The 20,363-nt window shown below is 72.4% G+C and carries 18 protein-coding genes and 1 tRNA gene; 7 read left to right on the top strand and 12 right to left on the bottom strand.

The window, feature by feature from the left end; genetic code table 11:
• Positions 1–125: 125 nt before the first annotated feature.
• From mshC to DEJ48_RS31630, 4 genes are all read right to left on the bottom strand, one after another.
• Positions 126–1,355: a cysteine--1-D-myo-inosityl 2-amino-2-deoxy-alpha-D-glucopyranoside ligase gene (mshC, locus tag DEJ48_RS31645; RefSeq protein ID WP_150219589.1), complete on the bottom strand. Its 1,230-nt coding sequence runs from the start codon at positions 1,353–1,355 to the stop codon at positions 126–128.
• Between the two features lie 67 nt (positions 1,356–1,422).
• Positions 1,423–2,247 (bottom strand): SCO1664 family protein, encoded by an 825-nt coding sequence (locus DEJ48_RS31640; protein WP_150219588.1) that lies wholly within the window; start codon positions 2,245–2,247, stop codon positions 1,423–1,425.
• On the bottom strand, positions 2,211–2,801 hold the full coding sequence (locus DEJ48_RS31635) for a DUF3090 domain-containing protein (RefSeq protein WP_150219587.1): 591 nt from the start codon (positions 2,799–2,801) through the stop codon (positions 2,211–2,213). The genes DEJ48_RS31640 and DEJ48_RS31635 overlap by 37 nt, the downstream gene beginning before the upstream one ends.
• Before the next feature lie 73 nt (positions 2,802–2,874).
• On the bottom strand, positions 2,875–3,561 hold the full coding sequence (locus DEJ48_RS31630; RefSeq protein ID WP_150219586.1) for a histidine phosphatase family protein: 687 nt from the start codon (positions 3,559–3,561) through the stop codon (positions 2,875–2,877).
• A 62-nt stretch (positions 3,562–3,623) separates the two neighbouring features.
• Between DEJ48_RS31630 and corA the strand changes: the two genes are divergently transcribed.
• Positions 3,624–4,625, top strand: a complete 1,002-nt coding sequence (corA, locus tag DEJ48_RS31625) for a magnesium/cobalt transporter CorA (RefSeq protein WP_150221516.1) — start codon at positions 3,624–3,626, stop codon at positions 4,623–4,625.
• Positions 4,626–4,652: 27 nt separating this feature from the next.
• Here the strand turns inward: corA and DEJ48_RS31620 are convergent, their stop codons facing one another.
• Complete coding sequence (locus DEJ48_RS31620) at positions 4,653–5,441, bottom strand: ferritin-like domain-containing protein (protein WP_150219585.1); 789 nt, start codon at positions 5,439–5,441, stop codon at positions 4,653–4,655.
• A gap of 221 nt (positions 5,442–5,662) precedes the next feature.
• Positions 5,663–6,718: an LLM class F420-dependent oxidoreductase gene (locus tag DEJ48_RS31615; RefSeq protein ID WP_150165941.1), complete on the bottom strand. Its 1,056-nt coding sequence runs from the start codon at positions 6,716–6,718 to the stop codon at positions 5,663–5,665.
• Between the two features lie 166 nt (positions 6,719–6,884).
• On the opposite strand from DEJ48_RS31615, the gene DEJ48_RS31610 reads away from it, so the two are divergent.
• Both DEJ48_RS31610 and DEJ48_RS31605 read left to right on the top strand, forming a co-directional pair.
• Positions 6,885–7,865 (top strand): aldo/keto reductase, encoded by a 981-nt coding sequence (locus tag DEJ48_RS31610; RefSeq protein ID WP_150219584.1) that lies wholly within the window; start codon positions 6,885–6,887, stop codon positions 7,863–7,865.
• Positions 7,862–10,117 (top strand): ATP-binding domain-containing protein, encoded by a 2,256-nt coding sequence (locus DEJ48_RS31605; RefSeq protein WP_150219583.1) that lies wholly within the window; start codon positions 7,862–7,864, stop codon positions 10,115–10,117. The genes DEJ48_RS31610 and DEJ48_RS31605 overlap by 4 nt, the downstream gene beginning before the upstream one ends.
• Positions 10,118–10,212: 95 nt before the next feature.
• Here the strand turns inward: DEJ48_RS31605 and DEJ48_RS31600 are convergent, their stop codons facing one another.
• Complete coding sequence (locus tag DEJ48_RS31600; RefSeq protein WP_150219582.1) at positions 10,213–10,980, bottom strand: hypothetical protein; 768 nt, start codon at positions 10,978–10,980, stop codon at positions 10,213–10,215.
• Positions 10,981–11,027: 47 nt separating this feature from the next.
• Between DEJ48_RS31600 and DEJ48_RS31595 the strand changes: the two genes are divergently transcribed.
• On the top strand, positions 11,028–11,216 hold the full coding sequence (locus DEJ48_RS31595) for a DUF5703 family protein (RefSeq protein WP_150219581.1): 189 nt from the start codon (positions 11,028–11,030) through the stop codon (positions 11,214–11,216).
• A gap of 60 nt (positions 11,217–11,276) precedes the next feature.
• Here the strand turns inward: DEJ48_RS31595 and DEJ48_RS31590 are convergent, their stop codons facing one another.
• The 3 genes from DEJ48_RS31590 to DEJ48_RS31580 form a co-directional block, all read right to left on the bottom strand.
• Positions 11,277–12,080: a chaplin gene (locus DEJ48_RS31590; RefSeq protein WP_150219580.1), complete on the bottom strand. Its 804-nt coding sequence runs from the start codon at positions 12,078–12,080 to the stop codon at positions 11,277–11,279.
• Between the two features lie 138 nt (positions 12,081–12,218).
• Positions 12,219–12,452 carry a chaplin ChpH gene (chpH, locus tag DEJ48_RS31585; protein ID WP_055565097.1) on the bottom strand — a complete coding sequence of 78 codons (234 nt, stop codon included), beginning with the start codon at positions 12,450–12,452 and terminating at the stop codon, positions 12,219–12,221.
• Between the two features lie 189 nt (positions 12,453–12,641).
• Positions 12,642–13,967, bottom strand: coding sequence for a M20/M25/M40 family metallo-hydrolase (locus DEJ48_RS31580; RefSeq protein ID WP_150219579.1), 1,326 nt, complete (start codon positions 13,965–13,967; stop codon positions 12,642–12,644).
• Positions 13,968–14,155: 188 nt separating this feature from the next.
• On the opposite strand from DEJ48_RS31580, the gene DEJ48_RS31575 reads away from it, so the two are divergent.
• Positions 14,156–14,243: transfer RNA gene (locus DEJ48_RS31575), tRNA-Leu, on the top strand.
• A gap of 52 nt (positions 14,244–14,295) precedes the next feature.
• Here DEJ48_RS31575 and DEJ48_RS31570 read toward each other — a convergent pair.
• Positions 14,296–15,576, bottom strand: a complete 1,281-nt coding sequence (locus DEJ48_RS31570) for a caspase, EACC1-associated type (RefSeq protein ID WP_190537717.1) — start codon at positions 15,574–15,576, stop codon at positions 14,296–14,298.
• 268 nt (positions 15,577–15,844) lie between these two features.
• On the opposite strand from DEJ48_RS31570, the gene DEJ48_RS31565 reads away from it, so the two are divergent.
• The gene (locus DEJ48_RS31565) at positions 15,845–16,414 is read left to right on the top strand and encodes an SIS domain-containing protein (RefSeq protein WP_190537715.1); all 570 of its coding nucleotides are present in this window, start codon (positions 15,845–15,847) and stop codon (positions 16,412–16,414) included.
• A gap of 50 nt (positions 16,415–16,464) precedes the next feature.
• Complete coding sequence (locus tag DEJ48_RS31560; protein WP_190537712.1) at positions 16,465–17,916, top strand: trehalose-6-phosphate synthase; 1,452 nt, start codon at positions 16,465–16,467, stop codon at positions 17,914–17,916.
• Here DEJ48_RS31560 and DEJ48_RS31555 read toward each other — a convergent pair.
• On the bottom strand, positions 17,913–20,261 hold the full coding sequence (locus DEJ48_RS31555) for an ATP-binding protein (RefSeq protein ID WP_190537710.1): 2,349 nt from the start codon (positions 20,259–20,261) through the stop codon (positions 17,913–17,915). The genes DEJ48_RS31560 and DEJ48_RS31555 overlap by 4 nt on opposite strands.
• Positions 20,262–20,363 lie beyond the last annotated feature (102 nt).

Genomic DNA, 20,363 nt, shown 5'->3' with positions numbered 1-20,363 from the left:
AGGACGAGCCCGCAGGGCGATCGCCTGCACCCGCACGCGAAAACCGGACGGGCGGAAGAGAATCCAGCCCGTCCGGCGCTTGAGGACGAGCCCGCAGGGCGATCGGCCTCAGCAGAGGGAAACCCCTACAAGGCCACGCCAAGCAACGCGTCGACGGCGCGCGACACGACCCCGGGCGCCCCTTCGTCCGCCCCACCGGCGGAAGCCTGCCCCGCTGCCCAGCGATCCACCGCGGCCAACGCGGCCGGCGCGTCCAGGTCGTTCGCGAGCGCCTCGCGGATCTCCTCGACGAGCGCCTCGGCGGACGGCCCGTCGGGACGGGACACGGCCGCGCGCCAGCGGCCCAGCCGCTCCACCGCCTCCGCCAGCACCGCGTCCGTCCACTCCCAGTCCGCGCGGTAGTGGTGCGCGAGGAGGGCGAGCCGGATCGCCGCGGGGTCGACCCCGTCGCGCCGCAGTTGCGAGACGAAGACGAGGTTGCCCTTGGACTTGGACATCTTCGCGCCGTCCAGGCCGACCATCCCCGCGTGGACGTACGCCTTCGCGAAGGGGTACTCGCCGGTCAGGGCCTGCGCGTGCGACGCGCCCATCTCGTGGTGCGGGAAGGCGAGGTCGGACCCGCCGCCCTGCACGTCGAAGCCCATGCCGAGGTGGTCGAGAGCGATGGCGACGCACTCGATGTGCCAGCCGGGGCGCCCGCGGCCGAGGCTGCCGCCGTCCCAGCTCGGCTCGCCCTCGCGGGCCGCCATCCAGAGCATCGGGTCGAGGGGGTTCTTCTTGCCGACGCGCTCGGGGTCGCCGCCGCGCTCCGCGGAGAGGAGCTTCATCGCGGCGGTGTCGAGCCCGGACACCTCCCCGAAGTGGGTGTCGGACTCGACGGAGAAGTAGACGTCGCCCTCGAGTTCGTAGGCGGCACCCATGTCACGCAGGCGTTCGACGAGCGGCACGATGCCGGGTATGGCCTCGACGGCGCCGATGTAGTGCTTCGGCGGCAGCAGGCGCAGCGCGGTCATGTCCTCGCGGAACAGCGCGGTCTCGCCCTCGGCGAGCTCGACCCAGTCCTTGCCGTCGCGGGTGGCGCGTTCGAGGAGCGGGTCGTCCACGTCGGTCACGTTCTGGACGTAGTGAACCTGCCGCTTGGTGTCGAGCCACACGCGTTGCACGAGGTCGAACGCGTTGTAGGTCGCCGCGTGACCCATGTGGGTCGCGTCGTACGGGGTGATTCCGCAGACGTAGATACGGGCGACGGGACCGGGGTCGAGGGTGACGAGGCCACCGGTCGCGGTGTCGTGGATCCGGAGGTCGCGGCCCTTGCCAGGAAGGGCGGGGACCTCAGAAGCGGGCCAGGCATGCATGCCCTGAGCCTAACCGGACGGAGCGTCCGTATACGAGTGGGGGATCACGGCGGATAAGAGTGGGGGATCACACGGGCGGCCAGGGAATAGCGGGCCACTCGCCGCTCGGCTCGGGGTGGCGCCCCGACTTCAGGAGTGCCGCCACCCGTGCACGCAGCGCCTCGGTCTCCCCGGCGGTGATCAGCGCGGCCAGCCGCCCCGCGAGACCCGCTCCCTCCGCGAGGCCGTCCTGGAGGCCCTGAAGGGCCTCCAGGGCCTCGTCGGTCAGGGGTTCACCCGCCCAGCCCCACAGGAGCGTCCGCAGCTTGTTCTCGGCGTGGAAGGTGACGCCGTGGTCGATGCCGTAGAGCCGGCCGTCGGCGGGCAGCAGGTGGCCGCCCTTGCGGTCGCTGTTGTTGATCACCGCGTCGAGGACGGCGAGCCGCCGCAGCCGTACGTCGTCGGCGTGCACGAGGAGCGCCGTCCGCTCCTCGTCGACCTGCGCGAGGCCGACCGCCTTCCAGCCCTCGCCGGGTTCGTCGCCGTCGACCAGGGCGAGGAGCTCCGCGTCGCCGGACGCCTCGATCCACAGCTGGCACATGCCCTCGCCGTGCGGTCCGTCCCGCAGCACGGTCGGCGGCACGAGGTCCCAGCCGGTGGCGAGCGACACCTCGTACGCGGCGACCTCGCGCTGGGCGAGCGTGCCGTCGGGGAAGTCCCACAGCGGGCGCTCGCCGGCGACCGGCTTGTAGACGCAGGCGGCCTCCTGCCCTTCGTACGCGACCGTGCAGTAGAGCACCGCGTTGGAGGCCTCGCGGATGCGGCCGCGCACGGTCAGCTCCCCGTGGGTGAGGAGCGTGACGGGATCGACGGCGGTCACGCTCCCCGCCGGTATCCGTTCTGGCGCGGGCATACGTGTCCTTCCGGGTCGAGCGGGAGGCTGCACAGCGGGCACGGCGGGCGGCCGGCGTTGACGACGTCGAGTGCGCGCTTGGCGAAGGCGCGGGCCTGCGCGCCGGTGAGCCGGACGCGGAGCATCGGCGGGCCGTTCTCCTCGTCCTGCAGGAGCCTTTCTTCGGCGGCGGCGAGGTCGTCCTCGGTATCGGCGTCCAGCTCGACGAGGGCCTGCGCCTCGACGACCATCCGCTCCTCCTCGCCGTCCCAGGCGAGCGCCATGGTGCCGACGCGGAACTCCTCCTCCACGGGGGAGTCGAGCGGCGCGCTGTCGGAGACCTCGGACGGTGCGACGGCCGGCACCGGGGCGTTGCCCCCACTACGGCGTACGACCTCGTCGAGGAGCTCTTCCATGCGCTCGGCGAGCGCGGCCACCTGGGTCTTCTCCAGGGCGACGCTGGTCACCCTGACACCGGCGGAGGCCTGCAGGAAGAAGGTACGCCGTCCGGGCAGCCCTACCGTTCCCGCGACGAATCGCTCCGGGGGGTCGTAGAGGAACACCTGACGGGACACGTCCTGTCTCCATTGATCGACTGCAAAGTTCGGAGGGCTGTTTCAGCCCGGTTCACCCTACTGCGGGGGACGATCACGGCGCGCCGGCACCGCCCCCGACGGTGGCGTCGTCACCCGACGGCTCCTCGCGCGGCGCGAGCGAGGCGAAGTCGCCGGTGTCGCCGAGGCGTACGAGGAAGGGCCGCAGCCGTGTGTAGCGGATGGCGGTGACGGAGCAGGGCTCCACGGAGATGCGCTGGAACAGGTCGAGGTGGAGCCCGAGGGCCTCGGCGACGAGGGACTTGATGATGTCGCCGTGGGAGCACATCAGGTAGACGGCGTCCTCGCCGTGGTCACGCTCCACGCGCGCGTTCCATTCGCGGACCGCCTCTGCTGCGCGGGTCTGCATGGCGCGCATGGACTCGCCGCCGGGGAACGCGGCGGCGGACGGGTGCCGCTGCACGACCTCCATCAGCGGCTCGTCGGCGAGCTCGGCGAGCTTGCGGCCCGACCAGTCTCCGTAGTCGCACTCCCCGATGCGGTCGTCCGTGTGCGCCTGCAGCCCGGGGCGGGCGGCGAGCAGCGGCGCAACGGTCTCGCGGCAGCGCTGCAGGGGGCTGGTGACCACCTCGGACAGGGGCAGCGCGGAGAGCCGTCCGGGCAGGGCGGCGGCCTGTGCGGAGCCGCGCTCGTCGAGGGCCACGCCGGGGGTCCACCCGGCGAGCAGGCCGGCGGTATTGGCCGTGGAGCGTCCGTGCCGGACGAGGATCAGCGTGGGCATGCGGTTCAGCCTATGCGCCCCAGGGGGTGCAACCGGTGGGAAGCCTGGGAAGAATGCGCTGTGTGATCGTCGACTGCGCCATCTACCGGGACGGGCGTCGGACCGAGGGCCCCGGTGACCTCTCCGACGCCCTCGACCAGGCGCGGGCGGAGGGCGACGCGTTCGTGTGGATCGGCCTGCACGAGCCGACGGAGAAGGAGTTCGACCGGGTCACCCAGGAGTTCGGGCTGCATCCGCTGGCCGTCGAGGACGCCCTCAAGGCCCACCAGCGGCCCAAGCTGGAGGTGTACGACGACTCGGTGTTCATGGTCCTCAAGCCGGTGGTCTACGAGCAGGACAGCGACACCGTCTCCTCGGGCGAGGTCATGATCTTCATGGGTGACTCGTTCGTGGTCACCGTCCGCCATGGCGAGGGCGCGCCGCTCGGTGTCGTACGCCACCGCCTGGAGGCCGAACCCGATGTCCTGAAGCACGGTCCGACGGCTGTCCTGTACTCGATCGCCGACGCGTCCGTGGACCACTATTTGGAGGTCGCCGACGAGCTGCAGGCCGACCTGGAGGTCCTGGAGGCGGAGGTCTTCTCGCCGGACGGCGGGAGCTCGTCGCGGAACACGGCGTCGCGGATCTACCGGTTCAAGCGGCAGATCCTGGAGTTCCGCCGGGCGACGGGTCCGTTGGCGCTGCCGGTGGCACGCCTCTCCGGAGTGGGCCCTTTCAGCCCCTCGGTGCCGTTCGTGGACGAGACGGCCCAGCCGTTCTTCCGGGACGTCAACGACCACCTGACGCGCGTCAACGAGTCCGTGGAGGGCCTGGACCGGCTGGTGTCGGACATCCTGTCCGCGCATCTGGCGCAGATGAGCGTGCGGCAGAACGACGACATGCGGAAGATCTCGGCGTGGGCGGCGATGGCCGCGGTGCCCACGATGATCGCGGGTGTCTACGGCATGAACTTCGACCACATGCCCGAGCTGCACTGGTGGTGGACGTACCCGGCGGTGATCCTCCTGATGGCGCTCCTGGAGGTCGTCCTCTACCGCATGTTCAAGCGCCGCGGCTGGCTGTAGGCCCGCGGGTCCGGCCCGGGTGCCGGCTCAGGCGAACTCGGTGGCGGTCGTGGCGGGTCCGCCGAGGGCGTCGCGGCGGCCCGGCATCTCCAGGGAGACCATCCGCCGCCAGCCGACGGCTCTCTCGTAGCCGTACACGGCGTGGATGCCCGCGGTGAGCAGCTGCCGTTTGGCGTGCGGCCAGTGGAGGATGCGTCCCATGCGCTCCATCACCGCGAGGCTGACGTCGCGGTACACGCGGATCTCGGCGTGGGCGCACTCGCGCAGGGTGCGCTGGATGGCGCGGCCGTGTCCGGCGCGCGCGAACCGGAGCAGTTCCTCGTGGCAGTACGCGAGGTGGTTGTCCTCGTCGTTGGAGATCATCCGCACGGCGCGGCCGATGTCGGGGTGGTCGGCGAAGTACTTGAGCAGCAACCGCATCTGTTCGGAGGCGCGCTGCTCGGTGACTCTGCTGTGCGAGAGGTAGGTGACGACGTCCCGGACGGACAGCGGCTCGTCGGCCTTCAGCTTGTCGTGCGCGAGGCCGATGCCGTGCTTCTCCAGGAGCATCGTGTAGTCGGTGTCGTGCGGGACGTCGACGGGCTGGAGGCCGCGCTTCTTCAGGAGGGCGTGGAAGATCCTGCCGTGCTTGTCCTCGTCGGCGCCGTGCCGGGCGATCTTGGGGGCGAGGGCGCGCTCCGACTGCGGTACGAGCGCGGCGATACGGCCGTTCTCCCAGCCGCCCTGCGCCTCGCCGCTGGCCGCGATGGAGCAGAAGAGCCGGTACGACTCGTCGTTGTCGAGGATCTCTTCGAAGACACTCCTGGCCGACAGCATCACGGGCACCTCCATGGCCTGCGCGCGAACCTCGCAAAGAACGAGTCAAGTGCGAGGTTCCGCCAGGGGCAACAGCTGTACCGGTCGACTGCGCCGAACGAAGGACACCGACACCGCCACGAGGCCGTAACCGAGGGCTTCTTGACGCGTTGTTCCCCGTGACGGCCGTGGCGGGGAAGACCCCCCGAGCCCCCACCACGGCCGCGGACTTCCTCTTCCCTCTACGCCAGTCCGGCGCGCTCCAGGGCCTCCGTGCCCGCGCGCAGCGAGGCGAGCCGCTCCTCCAGCGTGAAGCCCGCGGGCGCCAGCGTGAGCGTGGTGACCCCGGCCGCGGCGTAGGCCTGCATGCGGTCGGCGATCCGGTCCACGGAACCGAGCAGCGTGGTGGAGTCGATGAGCTGCCGGGGCACCGCGGCGGCCGCGCCGTCCTTGTCGCCCGCCAGGTACTTGTCCTGGATCTCGGCGGCCTCCTTCTCGTACCCCATGCGCTGCGCCAGTTGGTTGTAGAAGTTCTGCTTCCGGCTGCCCATGCCGCCGACGTACAGGGCGGTGTACGGCCGGAACATGTCCGCGAGGGCGTCGACCTGCGCGTCCTCGCCGACGGCGAGCGGCACCGTCGGGACGACGTCGAAGCCGTCCATGGTCTTGCCTGCCTTCTCCCGCCCGGCGCGCAGGTGCCGGATCGCGGTGTCCTCCAGGTGCTCGGCGGCCGGGAAGATCAGCAGGGCGCCGTCGGCGATCTCGCCGGTCTGCTCCAGGTTCTTCGGGCCGATCGCGGCGACGTACAGCGGGATGTGCTCGCGCTGGGGGTGGACGGTCAGCTTGATGGGCTTGCCGGGGCCGCCGGGCAGCGGCAGCGTCCAGTGCTCGCCCTCGTAGGAGAGGCGTTCGCGGGTCATGGCCTTGCGGACGATCTCGACGTACTCGCGCGTGCGGGCCAGGGGCTTGTCGAACTTGACGCCGTACCAGCCCTCGGAGACCTGCGGGCCCGAGACGCCGAGGCCGAGGCGGAACCGGCCGCCGGAGAGCGAGTCGAGGGTCGCCGCCGTCATCGCGGTCATCGCCGGCTGCCGCGCCGGGATCTGGAAGATGGCGGACCCGATGTCGATGCGTTCCGTCTGCGCGGCCACCCAGGAGAGGACCGTCGCGGCATCCGATCCGTACGCCTCCGCGGCCCAGCAGACCGCATAGCCGAGCTTGTCGGCCTCCTTCGCGACGGCGAGATTGTCCGCGTCCATCCCCGCGCCCCAGTAGCCGAGGTTGATCCCGAGCTGCATGACCGGTCCCCTTACCGCTGTACTCATGAGTAACGTGTCTGTGTCCGGGACTGTAGCGTGCGGCGCCCGATCCGTCAGGGACGGCGGGGTGGCCCGGTTCTCCACAATCGCTGGTTTGTCCACAGGCTCGCCCGTCGCGGGGGCACGGCCAGTAATCTCAGCGCCCATGGAGCAGAGGCATCTCGGCCGGACCGGCCTGCGCGTGTCCCGCATCGGACTCGGAACCCTCACCTGGGGCCACACCGAGGAGAACGACGCCGCCGACCTGTTGAAGGTGTTCTGGGAAGCCGGCGGCACCCTCGTCGACACCGCGGATGTGTACGGAGACGGGGAGGCCGAGTACCTCATCGGCCGCCTGATCGAGCGGCTCGTACCCCGCCGCGATCTGGTCATCGCGACGAAGGCGGGCAGCGTCCCGGACCCGGAGCGGCGCTTCGACGGCTCACGCGGGCACCTCCTGGCCGCGCTGGACGCCTCCCTCAGCCGCCTCGGCACGGATTACGTGGACCTGTGGCAGGTCCACGCCTTTGATCCGGGGACGCCCCTGGAGGAGACCCTCCAGGCTCTGGACATCGCGGTGAGCAGCGGGCGGGCCCGCTATGCGGGCGTCGCGGACTTCTGCGGCTGGCAGCTCGCCAAGGCCGCGACGTGGCAGCTCGCGGCGTCCGGCACCCGCACCCGCCTGGCCAGTACGCAGATGGAGTACTCACTGCTGCAGCGCGGCGTGGAGCGGGAGGTGCTGCCCGCCGCCCTCGACCTGGGCGTCGGGCTGCTGCCGTCCTCGCCGCTGGGCAGAGGCGTGCTCACCGGGAAGTACCGGCACGCGACGCCCGCCGACTCGCGCGGCGGCTCCGACCACATGGCGCCCTTCGTCGCGCCGTATCTGGACGAGACGGCGAGTCACATCGTCGACGCGGTCGCGACGGCCGCCGACGGGCTCGCGGCGACCCCGCTCCAGGTCGCCCTCGCCTGGGTGCGGGACCGCCCCGGAGTGACGGCGCCGATCATCGGCGCGCGCAACGCGCAGCAGCTCACGGCCGCATTGTCAGTGGAGACCCTTAGTCTTCCTGACGAGATCTGCCGGGCGCTCGACGATGTGTCGGCGCCGGTGCACCGCTATCCCGATCACGACTGGAGCACGCTGTGAGTACGGAACCCGCTGCCGCGGAGGACCCCGGGGCCGCTGCCGCGGAGGAGGCGGAGTCGCCCGGCACGGAGGAAGCCGCGCCGGACGCCGAGGCCGCTTCGGACACCGGCGAGAGCAAGGTCGAGGGCGAGAACGCCGAGAACGCCGAGAACGCCGAGAACACAGAAGAGGCCAAGGGCGAGGGCGAGAGCGCCGAGCTGTCCGAGACCGAGGCCGAGATCGCCGCGCAGCGCGAACTGCGGGAGCGCATCGAGCAGCGGAAGGCGTCGAAGCAGGGCCCGATCGACGCAGGGACGAAGCTGAGCGGCACCGCCGCCGATCTGCTGGCCGCCGTGCGCGCCGTGGAGAGCGGCGAGAAGCCCGTCGCGAGCGCGTTCCGGGAGCCGGAGCCCGCGCGCAGGCCCGCCCCGTCCCGCGCGCCCGAGCCCGTGCGCCCGCAGCAGCCCGCGGCCGACCGGGCGCCCGCGCGGGAGACCGTCGAGGCCGTCCGTGCCGTGCTCGCCGAAGGAGGCGCGCCGCCCGCGCTCGCCGAGCCGACGGCGGCCGCGCTCGGTGACGGCGCCGACGGGCAACTGCGCGCGGACCCGTGGCAGTTGCTGCGGGTCACCGGCGTGCGGCCCGAGCAGGCCGATGGGTTCGCCAGGGCGCTGCTCGGCGCGGAGTGCGGGCCCGACGACGAGCGCAGGGGCCGCGCGATCACCGTATGGCTCCTGGAGCAGGCCGCCGTCGCGGGGCACACGGCGCTCGACGCCGCGGCACTGAGCGCCGCGCTCGGGCAGCGCGCGGTGCCGGATCCGGAGGCGGCGGTGCAGGGCGCGCTCGCCGAGGGTGATGCCCTCGTCTTCCAGGACGCGCTCGAAGGGACCGAGGTGCCGGTCCAGCGCACGGACGACGAGGCCGCGCGGAACGAGGAGAGCGGCGAGGACGGTGCGGACGCGGAGCCGGAGCGCCCGGTCCGCGTCCTGATCGGCCTGGAGCGGTACGCACTCGCGGAGGAGAGCCTCGCCGACGGCCTGGCCCGGGTGATCAACTCGCTGCCGAAGGAGACCGACGACACCGCGGAACCGGAGGGCCCCGACTGGAAGGGCGCCGCCGCGCGGGCCTCCGGGTCCGCCGCCGAGCTGATCCGCGCCGTCGCCGGGCACGGCCTCGTGCTGCACTCCGGCGGCGAGGAGGCGCGTGCCGAACCCGCGGCGCTGGTGGCCGCCGCGGCGGCGCTGGGCCTGCGGGTGTGCGCCGCCGCCCACAGCGCCGACGGACGCCGCAGGCTCGCGCGGGCGGCGGGCGTCGAAGGCACCGCGGTGACCGTGGCCGGGCTGCTCGCGGGCGACGAGGGCCCCGGGCGCGACGCGGAGGGCGCGCTCGCGCTCGACCTCCTGGTCGTCCTGGACGCGCCGCAGCTGGACGTGGAGACGGCGGCGATGCTCGTCGAGTCCCTGCCGGACGGCGCGCGCCTGGTCCTCAGCGGCGACCCGGGCGTGCTGTGGTCGGCGGGTCCGGGACGGGTCTTCGCCGATCTCCTCTCCGCGCGGTGCTGCCCACAGGTCGTCTCGCGCACCCCGGACCCCGGGCCCGTCGGCGAGCTGACGTCCGGCATCGGCATCGGCGAGCTGAACCAGGTCGAGGCGCCCGGCAAGGAAGTCGTCCTCGTCCCGGTGCGCGACCCCGCCGAGGCGATCCACCGCACCGTCCAGCTCGTCGCGGACTCCGTGCCCCGGGCGATCGGCGTGCCCGCCGAGCACACCCAGGTCATCACGCCGGGACACGGCGGCGCCGCGGGCACGCGCGCGCTCAACGCCGCCCTGAAAGAACGGTTGAATCCGGGCCCCGGCCGGTTCGGCGGCTTCGACCCCGACGACCGGGTCGCGCACGTCCCCGCGCCGGGCCGCACGACGCTCGGCCGTGTGGTGCGGGCCGACGCGGAGGGGCTGCACCTGGAGTGCGACGGCGCCCCCGTCGTCGTACCCCAGGAGCGGGTGGAGCGGGAGGTGCGGCACGGCTGGGCGCTCACCGCGCACCAGGCGACGGGGCAGCGCTGGCCCGCGGTCGTCGTGGTGCTGCCCGGCGACGCGGCCCCGGCACTGTCCCGCCCGTGGGTGTACACCGCGTTCAGCCGCGCGGAGCGGCATCTGTCGGTCGTGCAAGGCGTGGAGCAGGCGCTGCCGCGTGCGGTGGCGGAGCGCCTCTGGAAGGACCGTACGACGCGTCTGCAGACGCTGCTGCGCCCGCAGGTGCCGGCCACGACGGCCTGAGAGCCGCCGCCCGCCCCACGCAGTGCGCTCGCCGCCCCCGAGGGAGCGGCGAGCGCAGGAGCGATTCGCCGCGGTCGGCGGCGCGGGAGGCAGCGTCAGCGGCCGGCCCGCCAGGCGGCGGAACCGCCCCCCGCGGCCCCGTCCCCGTCCTCCTCGGCGTCATCGGTGTCATCGGTGTCGTCGACCGGCACCGGCACGTCCGGGTCGATGTCGATGTCGACGTCGGTGTCCAGGCCGTCGAGCCCTTCGTCGTCCAGTTCGTCGTCGAAGACCACGCTGACGTCGAAGCGGCACACCACCCGGTGCGGGTCGGCCTGGTCGAAGGGAGCGTCGAGCCACTCCCCCGGCTCCGCGGGGGTGTCCACCGCGGTGACCCAGAGCGTGGAGTCGCCCTCCTCCAGACCGAACTCCTTGTGCCGGGAGGAGATTTCGTCCGGTTCGAACTCCCCGAAGAGGACGCCGAGCGCGCTGTGCACGGTGTCCGCCGATCCCGCGCCCCCCGTGCCGCCCGCTTCGAGGTCGGCGACCCGCTGGGCCTGGGCCAGGAGCCGCTGCGGCTCCACCACGGTGTAGTCACGGCGGAGCAGCACGCTCAGCGCGTTGGCTTCGTCGGGGCCCTGGTACGGCGGGAGCGCGTCGTCGGAGCCGGGGATCTCGAAGGGGGTGACCTCGTCGTAGCGGTCGTAGAGGAGTTCGTCGTACTCCTCGGCGGCCGCGGCGAGTTCGTTGAACGCTTCGTAGACGGCCGGATCGTCCTCGCCCGACCTGCGTTCGACCGCGGCCAGGTGGCGGTCGAGCGCGGTCTTGACCGCCTCGGCGGCGGCACGTACCTCGGCAGCGGTGGGCTGCGCAGCATCAGACATAGTGCAGACGCTATCCGTACGAGGCCCGTGCCCGCACAATAGATGCGATGCCGGAATACGAATTTGTCGACGTGTATGTACCGCGCGGGGTCACCCGCAAGGAAGCCACCCGCCTGCTGACGGACCACGCGGAGTACGGACACTGGGAGCTGGACCGCCTGAGTCTGCACCCCGACGGAAGTCGCAGAGTGCGCCTGAAACGGCGCATCATCCGTCAGTTGAGAGCCACCTGGTGAAACGGAGCGGGCCCCGCGACGGCGGGGCCCGCTCCGTTCGGCGTGCTGGTGCGCGGTGGCTCAGGCGGACGCCCGGGCCCTGCGGTAGAGCACGGCGCCCGCGAGCACCGCGCCCGCGCCGACGGGCAGCGCGAGACCGAGCGGCAGCTCACTGCCGGTCGACGCGAGCTGTGACGTCCCCTCGGGCGGGGTGACGACCTGCGCCTGCGGGTTGTTCGGCATGGCGCGGTCCTGGATCGGCTTGACCGGATCGTGCGGGGACTGGGAGCCCCCGGGGGTCTCCGGGTCGCCGGGGTTGCCGGGGTGACCGGGTTCACCTGGGTTGCCCGGCTTGCCGGGTTCCTCCGGGTTGCCGGGGTGTTCCGGCTTGCCCGGCTCCTCGGGCCCGGTCGGGGGCTTCTCGCCGCCCGGCGGGGTGACCGTGGAACCGGATTCGTTGGCGCACTCGTTGCCCATGGCGGGGTTGCCGAGGCCGCCGATGGTGACGCTGTTGCCGCACACGTTCACCGGGGCGTTGATCGGCAACTGCACGTTGTTGCCGGAGCCGACGCCGGGCGAGTCACTGGCGTGACCGTGCGCCTTGGCGCCACCGGACGGCTTGTGCGAACCGCCGCCCTTGTGGCCTCCGTTGGCGCAGCTGTTGCCCATCGCCGGATTGAGGACGCCGACCACGTTCACGGTGTTCCCGCACACGTTGACCGGTACGTCGACGGGAAGCTGGACATTGTTGCCCGACAACACGCCGGGCGAGTTCGTACTGCTTCCCTGGGCACCCGAGTCCGCGTGTGCGTAACCGCCGGTCGCGGCGAGCACGCCGGTCGCGGCCGCCACGATGGTCAGGCCTTTGCGCGTGACCTGTCGCATAGCTGTTCCCTGCCTTCAACCTGCCGAAATGCGTACGGGCCCGCTGCCCGGACGCGGAATGCCCATCGGCCCCGGAGCGCATGGCACGCACTCCGGGGCCGACGGACTCAGACCCTCAAGGGGTGAGGCACAACGACGTCACTTGTTGATGCAGGTGTTGCCGAAGGCGGGGTTCAGCAGCCCGATCACGGAGACCGTGTTGCCGCAGGCGTTCACCGGAACGTGCACGGGCACCTGGATGACATTGCCCGACACCACACCGGGAGAGCCCACGGCGGCACCCTGGGCACCGGCGTCGGCGGTGGCGATGCCCGCACCGGCGAGCACGAGACCACCAGTGGCAGCCACAGCAGCGACGACCTTCTTGATCATTATTCCTCCTTGTTGGCAATGCAGTCCCAGCCGCGGACTGCATGACCTGTAACGAGGAGGAACTCGTGGGGCTACGAGCGCACGCCCCCTTTCACTCTTTTCAGTCAAGTACGCACGCGCTGACGATTGTTGGAGTTTCGTTTCAGCGCATGATGCGGCCGGTTTTCCACCGAATTCCGGCCGCGGTAGTCAGGACGCGTCGATGAACCGGTCGAGCACCCGGACCCCGAACTTGAGGCCGTCCACCGGCACCCGCTCGTCGACACCGTGGAACATGCCGGCGAAGTCCAGCTCCGGCGGCAGCTTCAGCGGTGCGAAGCCGAAGCCGCGGATGCCGAGGTCGTCGAAGGACTTGGCGTCCGTACCGGCCGAGAGCATGTACGGCACGGCGCGGGCGATCGGGTCCTCGGCGCGCAGGGCGGTCTGCATGGCGTCGACGAGCGCACCGTCGAAGGTGGTCTCCAGTGCCTTGTCGGCATGGACGTCCTCGCGCTTGACCCGCGGGCCGAGAATCCGGTCGAGGTCGGCGAGGAACTCCTCCTCGTAGCCGGGCAGGTAGCGACCGTCGACGTGCGCGGTGGCCTGGCCCGGAATCACGTTCACCTTGTACCCGGCGCCGAGCTGCGTGGGATTGGCGGTGTTCTGCAGGGAGGCGCCGATGAGCTTGGCGATGCCGCCGAGCTTGGCGAGCGTCTCGTCCATGTTCTCCGGGTCGAGCTCGGTGCCGAGGGCGTCCCCGAGTTCGTCGAGGAAGTGCCGGAGCGTCTTGGTCACGCGCACCGGGAACTTGTGGCGCCCCAGCCGCCCCACGGCCTCGGAGAGCTCGGTGATCGCGTTGTCCTTGTGGATCATCGATCCGTGGCCGGCGGTGCCGTCCACGGTGAGCTTCATCCAGTGCATGCCCTTCTGGGCCGTCTCGACGAGGTAGAGCCGCAGGTTCTCGTTGACGGTGAACGAGAAGCCGCCGACCTCGCTGATCGCCTCCGTGCACCCCTCGAAGAGACCGGGGTGGTTGTCGACCAGGTGCCGCGCGCCGTACGTGCCGCCCGCCTCCTCGTCCGCGAGGAAGGCGAGCACGATGTCGCGCGGGGGCTTGCGGCCGGTGCGCATGCGCTCGCGGACGACCGCGAGGGTCATCGCGTCCATGTCCTTCATGTCGACCGCGCCCCGGCCCCAGACGCAGCCGTCCGCGATCTCCCCGGAGAAGGGGTGGTGCGTCCAGTCCGCCGCGTTGGCCGGGACGACGTCCGTGTGGCCGTGGATGAGGAGCGCGGGCCGCGACGGGTCCTCGCCCTCGATCCGGGCGACGGTGGAGGCCCGCCCCGGGTGGGATTCGAAGATCTTCGGTTCGAGGCCCACCTCGGCGAGCTTCTCCGCGACGTACTCGGCGGCCTTGCGCTCCCCCGGGCCGGAGTGGTCGCCGTAGTTGCTCGTATCGATCTGGATCAGTTCGCGACAGAGGTCGACGACCTCGTCCTCACCGGTGACGGCCTTGCCCGTGCTGGACCCGCTCACGCTGGCTCCTCCCGCATTCGCTGCTGGTGGTCCCCCTCATCCTCTCTCTCCGCGGCTCCGCGCCCAAGGGCGGGCGGGTGTCGTCATCCGCAGTTCACGAGGGGTGGCGGGGGTGATCGGGGACCCCTGGAAGCCTGGTAATGTTCTCTGTGTCGCCGCGGGAAACGCCCCGCGAAGACAGACACCTTGTCCGGGTGGCGGAATGGCAGACGCGCTAGCTTGAGGTGCTAGTGCCCTTTATCGGGCGTGGGGGTTCAAGTCCCCCCTCGGACACCAGCCGAAGGGCCCCAGTCGAGAGACTGGGGCCCTTCGCGTTGCGTACGCGCACTCATGCCGGTCCTGCCGCGTCCCGCCAGTACACGTGGTTGCGGCGGGCCGCGCGCGTGTCGTCGTGCCGCGCGCCCAGCGAGGAACGGTAGTTCTCGGCGAGCTCGGCGAAGGCCGCCGCGGCCCGTTCGGGGTGGCCGCTCACCCCCAGCCAGTGGGCGTGCTGCCACCGGCAGCTGAGCGCGCGCACGTCCCCGGGGCCCAGCGCCCCCGAGGCGTCCACTGCGAGCTCGGCGAAGAGGTCCGCGGCGGCCGCGGCGTCGCCGCCGATGCCCGCCCAGCGGGCGTGCTCGTGGCGCACCTGGAGGGTGTCCGGGTGGCGTGCGCCGTGCTCGACGGCCAGCAGCTCGGCGAGGTGCTCGTACCGCGCGGCGGCGGCCGCCGCCCGGCCGCTCTCCCCCTCGGCGTGCGCCAGGGCGCGGTGCGTGAGGAGGGTGAGCTCGTGGTGGGCACCGAGCACCCGGCCGCACTGCTGCGCGAGGACGTCCAGGGCTTCCAGCGCTCCCGCCAGGTCCCCGGCCTCCCCCAGCTCGACGGCGCCGCTCAGCCGCTCGGGCACGTCCTCGGCGGTGAGCCTGCGGAACGCGGTGTTCGCGGCCAGGGCCAACTGGTCGCTCGTCCCGGTGCCGCACCGCTGGGGCCTCGGCTCGCCCTTGGCGGCGAGGACGCGGGCCGTGTGGCGGTAGGCCGCGCCGAGGGTGAGCAGCTCGGGCTCCGCCGCGGAACCGTCGCGCAGGAACTTGATCAGCTCGCCCGTGAACAGCGTGTGGCGGTCGCCCAGGGGCGCGCGGGCGGGGGCGTTCGCGGGGGCGGAGGCCAGGACGAACGTACCGGCGATCTCCAGCTGGCCGAAGTAGAGCGACGCGGTGTCGCCCATGGCTTCGATGGCCCGGCCGGAGAAGCAGCAGTCGAGGAGCAGGACGCGGTTCCTGGCGGGTGCCGACGCCATGGTCTGGCGGATGAGGTCGAACGGCAGGCTCGTCCAGCCGAGCAGCCGGGTCTGGGTTCCGGAGAGCAGGAGGTGGAGCAGTCCGCGTTCGTCCAGCGCGCCGTGGCCCGCGAAGTAGACGAGGAACATGTCGTCCACGCCGCTCGCCGCGCGGCTGAGCGCCGCACCGACCGTGTGCGGTTCCCGCACGTCGCGCAGGAGCGTGCAGCGCTCCTCGGGGAGTGCGACGTTGCGGGGGCCGGTGAGCAGGGACCGCAGGTCGTCGAGGTTGTTGCGGACCGCGGGGAGCGGCGGCAGTCCGTCGTCGTCGTAGCTGCCGCAACCGATGAGCACTGCATGCGAGTTCGAACCGCCGGCCAACCGCACTTGGTCCCCCTCTTGCTGCGCCGCACCGCTGCCCAAATGATAGCGACGCAACTCATTTGAGGGGTGGCGCTCTTACCGCCGTCCGAGGTTTCGGGCATGCTGGCCAATCCGAAGTCGGCTGTGACGCGTGGGGGTTGGTATGGGGCGCTCGGACGTGCGGGACGACGCGAACGCGTTAGACGGCAGGGGCGGTGCGCACCGAGCGACCGCAGTCTGTACGGCGTTCCAGAATCTGGTGGCCGACGCCGCTCTCGCGGTGGAGCCGAACGAGTTCGCGTCGGCGGTCCGGCTGCTCGACTCGGTCAGGACGAACGGCAACTGTCTCTACGCGATCGGCAACGGCGGAAGCGCCGCGACGGCGGGCCACTTGGCGTGCGACCTCGCCATGACGTCGGGCCCGCAGGTCGCGGGGCTGCGGACGAACGCACTCACCGGCAACACCCCGCTGCTCAGCGCGCTGGCCAACGACATCGGCTACGACCGCGTGTTCTCCGAGCAGTTGGCCCGCCTGCTCACGCCGGGCGACGTCGTGGTGGCCATCAGCGTCAGCGGCAACTCGCCGAACATTCTGGAGGGCCTGAAGACGGCGCGGGCGCGCGGGGTGCGCACGGTCGGGCTGCTCGGCGGCTCGGGGGGCAGCGCGGCCGCGCTCGTCGACGTGCCGCTGCTGGTCGACAGCGACGTGTACGGCGTGGTGGAGACCGTCCATCTGGGCCTCGTGCACTCCTTGGCGCTGGCGCTGGGCACGGGCAGAGGGCGCTCCCAGGACATTCTGGAGTCCTCTCTCAACGGAACGCAGGGCTGACGGTGGCCCTGCGGTCCGCGCGGGGGGCGCGTACGGCCGATGTGGTGCTGGTGTCCGACCGGGGACCCGTGACGTTCCGGGCCACCCCGTCGGGTCCGACCCCGGAACGTCGCACGGGCAGTGTGACGGCGCTGCTCGACCGGTCCGCGCGGGCGCTCGACGGCGACGTGTACTGGCTGGCTCCTTCGGCGAGCGAGGAGGACCGCGGGGCGGTCCGGGACGGCCGGTTCGCCGGGCTGGGGCTCGGTTACGAATTCCGGCCGGTGCCCTTCCGGGCCGCGGACTACCGGCGGTACTACGAGGACGCGGGCGTACGGGGGCTCTGGTACGCGCTCCACGACCTGTGGGCGGACCTGCCGCGAGGCCTCGACGACGGGGGCCCGGGGCCACTCGGCGACGGCGCGGCGCTGCGGGCGTACCAGCGGGTGAACCGTGGTGTGGCCGCGGCGGCGGCGACGTACTGCCGTCCCCGTACCGTCGTCTGCTTCCAGGACTACCAGTTCGCCACGGCGCCCGGTTTCCTGCGCTCCCTGCTGCCCACGCAGACCGTGGGCCTCTTCGTGCACGCCGCGTTCGCCGGTCCCTCGGCGCTCGCCGCGCTGCCGGACGCGGCGCGCGGGCTGCTCCTGCGCGGCATGCTCGCGGCGGACGTGCTGGGCTTCCAGTGCGAGCGGTGGGCGGACTCCTTCCTGCGGTTCGCCGGGGAGGCCGGACACGAGGTCGACGCGGCGGCCGGCACGGTCCGGCACGCGGGAGGGCGGACGCTGGTCCGCCGCTATCCGGCGCCGCCCGACCAGGAGTACCTGTCCGGTGTGTTCGGCGCGGCGGACGCGGACCGGTGGTCCGGTGTCTTCGGGCGGCTGCGGGAGGGGGCGGGGCGCGGGGCGCGGCTGCTGGTGCGTGTCGACCGGCTCGATCCCGCGAAGAACGTGCTGCGGGGCTTCGAGGCCTTCGCGCTGCTCCTGGCGGAGCGCCCTCGGCTGCGGCACAGCGTCAGGTTCGTGTGCTGTCTGACGCCTTCCCGGCCCGCCGTGCCCGAGTACGCGTGGTACGCGGCCCGGGTGCGGGAGGCGGTCGCCGCCATCCAGCGGGACCATCCCGGGGTCCTGACCGTGTACTGGGAGGAGGACCGGGTGCGGGCCATGGCGGCGCTGCGCGAGTACGACGTCCTGCTGGTCAACTCCGTGCACGACGGGATGAATCTGGTCGCCCAGGAAGGGGTCCTGGTGAACCGGCGGGACGGGGCGGTCGTCCTGTCGGCGCGGACCGGGAGCGCCGAGCGGCTCGGCGCGGGCGCCGTGGTCGTGGACGATCCGCGTGATGTGCGCGAGACCGCGGCGGCCCTCGGGCGGGCGCTCGCGATGCCGCCCGACGAGCGTGCCGCGCGGGCCGGCCGGATGCGGGAACCGCTGCTGGCCACCTCGCCCGAGAGCTGGCTGCGGGCACAGCTCGCCGACCTCGCGGAGGTCAGGGACCGCCGGTTCCAGGGCCGCCGGTCCTAGGGCTCGGGGCTCCAGGGCGCGATGTCCTCGTCCAGGGCACGGATCGCCTCCTTGACCGACTCGGTGCGCGGGTCGCCGAGCCGTTCGAGGTCCTTCAGGGCGAGGGAGTAGTAGACGGCGGCCTCCTTCGGGCGGCCCATGGCGGCCAGTGTCGCGCCCAGGTTGACCGCGGTCGTCGCGGCGCCCGGTTCGTCGCCGAAGGAGCGCCTGATCCGCAGCGCCTCGTCGAACGTCGCCACGGCCTCGTCGTCGCGCCCGGCCGTGCGGTAGGCCTCGCCGAGGTGGTTGAGCGACGTGCCCTGGCCGAAGAGGTCCTTGATCTCGCGCTGGATGACGAGGGCGTCGAGCCAGTAGGCGATCGCCTGCTCGATCCGGCCGAGGTCGCGGTAGGCGGTGCCGAGGCTGTTGAGGTCGATGCCCTCGTTCCAGCGGTCGCGGATCTCCCGGTGGATGGCCAGGGCCTTCTTGGAGCAGCGGATCGAGTCCTCCATGCGGTGCATCCTCCGCAGTGCGCCCGCCAGGTTGTTGAGCGAGGTCCCTTCGCCGTACTTGTCGCCGATCCGGCGGCGGATGGCCAGGGCCTGTTCCCAGACCTCGACGGCCTTGTCGAACTCCAGCGTGCCGCGGTAGGCGTTGCCGAGGCTGTTGAGTGTCCACGCCTCGCCCTTGTGGCAGCCGGAGCGGCGTGCGCCGCGCAGCCCCAGTTCGTGGGTGACGATCCAGTCGCTCATCAGCTTGCGGACGTTGAAGAAGCTCCAGAGGACCACGGGCAGCTGCCAGGCGACGGCGTCCTGCTCGCACGCCACGGCCTGGCGCACGAGGGCGATCAGATGGGTCCGTTCGGTGTCGCACCACGTCAGGGCCTGGGCCCCGTCGGCGAAGCGGAGAGGTTCGCACCGGTCGGGCAGCGCGTCGAGGTCGATGGCGCGCCGGTGGGGCATGAGCTGCCGGTTCGCCGCGTCGGCGGTGTGCAGGTACCAGAGCAGGCAGCGCCTGATGGACTCGTCGCGGGACGCCTGCGACTCCTCCTCGTAGGCGCGCTCGGCGGCGTAGTCGTGGATGAGGTCGTGGAAGCGGAACCGGTCGGGCGCCACCTGTTCGAGGAGATGGCAGTCGATCAGGCCGCGCAGGTACACGTGGGTGCGGGCCCGGGAGTCGCCGGTCGCGGCGGCCGCGGCGAGGAGGCTGAACTCGCCCGTGGGGTGCAGGCCGAGGATGCGGAAGCAGCGGGCGCTGCCGGCGCCGAGCGCGCGGTACGACCAGGAGAATGCGGCCCGCACCTCGCGCTGTTCGGCGCCGGTGTCCTCGCCGTCCGCGGCGAAGGCGTCGAGCCGGTGGCGCTCGTCGCCGAGGCCTTCCAGGAGGTCGGCTATGGGCCACTGCGGATACGCGGCGACGCGCTCGCCCACGATGCTGAGGGCCAGCGGCAGATGGCCGCAGCCGGCGGCGAGTTCCTCGACCGCGCCGGGCTCGTGCAGCACGCGGTCGCCGCCGACGATTCCGGTGAGCAGCTCCACGGACTCGCGCTCGCTCAGGGTGTCGAGGCGGATGCTGCGCGCGCCGTAGGTCCCGACGAGGCCCTGGAGGCGGTTGCGGCTGGTCACGATCACCACGCAGGTGGCGCTGCCCGGCAGCAGGGGCAGCACCTGCGCCGTGTCGCGGGCGTTGTCGAGGAGGAGCAGCATCTTCCGTTCGTGCAGCAGGGTGCGGAACATGGCCGCGCGCGGTTCGAGTTCCTGCGGCACCTTGGGCGGGGCCACGTCCAGCGCGTGCAGGAAGTCGGCGAGGACCTCGGCGGGTTCGAGGGGGATGCCCGGTCCGTAGCCCCGGAGGTTGACGTAGAGCTGTCCGTCCGGGAAGGCGTCGCGCGAGCGGTGCGCCCAGTGGACCATCAGCGCGGTCTTCCCCACTCCGGGGGCGCCGCCGACGGAGGAGATCACGGCGGTGTCGGGGCCCGTGCGCCGGCGCTCGCCCAGCAGCTGGTCCAGTTCGGCGAGTTCGCCGCCGCGGCCGACGAACCCCGGGCGGTCGAGCGGCAGCTGGTGGGGGACGGGGAGCGGCGGCCGGTCCGCGGGCGCCGCCTCGGCAGGACGGAACCGCAGCAGGCCCTCGATCAGCCTGCGGCCGAACTCGGGGTCTTCGGTGACGGCCCGCGACAGCTCGTCGACCGACCCGACCGCGGTCCCGCGGTGCTCCCGCGGGACCGGCGCGTCCCGGCCGGCCCGCCTGCCCGTGCGGTCGTCCACCAGCCTGCGGAGCCCCTCCCAGCTGGTCTGCGAGCCGGTCGTGGGCGCGTCGCGCGACGGCGCGCCCGCGACCGTTCCGTGGATTTCCCCTGCCGACACCGGTCCACCCCCGTGGGTCAAGCCAAGTGGAGGGAATTATACGGCTCGCGAAAGGTTGCGAGACGTGTCCCGGACGGGTGGCTTGGGTATTCTCGCGGGCGT

The sequence above is a fragment of the Streptomyces venezuelae genome, assembly GCF_008642315.1.
Classification (GTDB): domain Bacteria; phylum Actinomycetota; class Actinomycetes; order Streptomycetales; family Streptomycetaceae; genus Streptomyces; species Streptomyces venezuelae_D.
The sequence above is the reverse complement of the archived record's forward strand: the minus strand, read 5'-3'. Positions and strand labels throughout refer to the sequence as shown.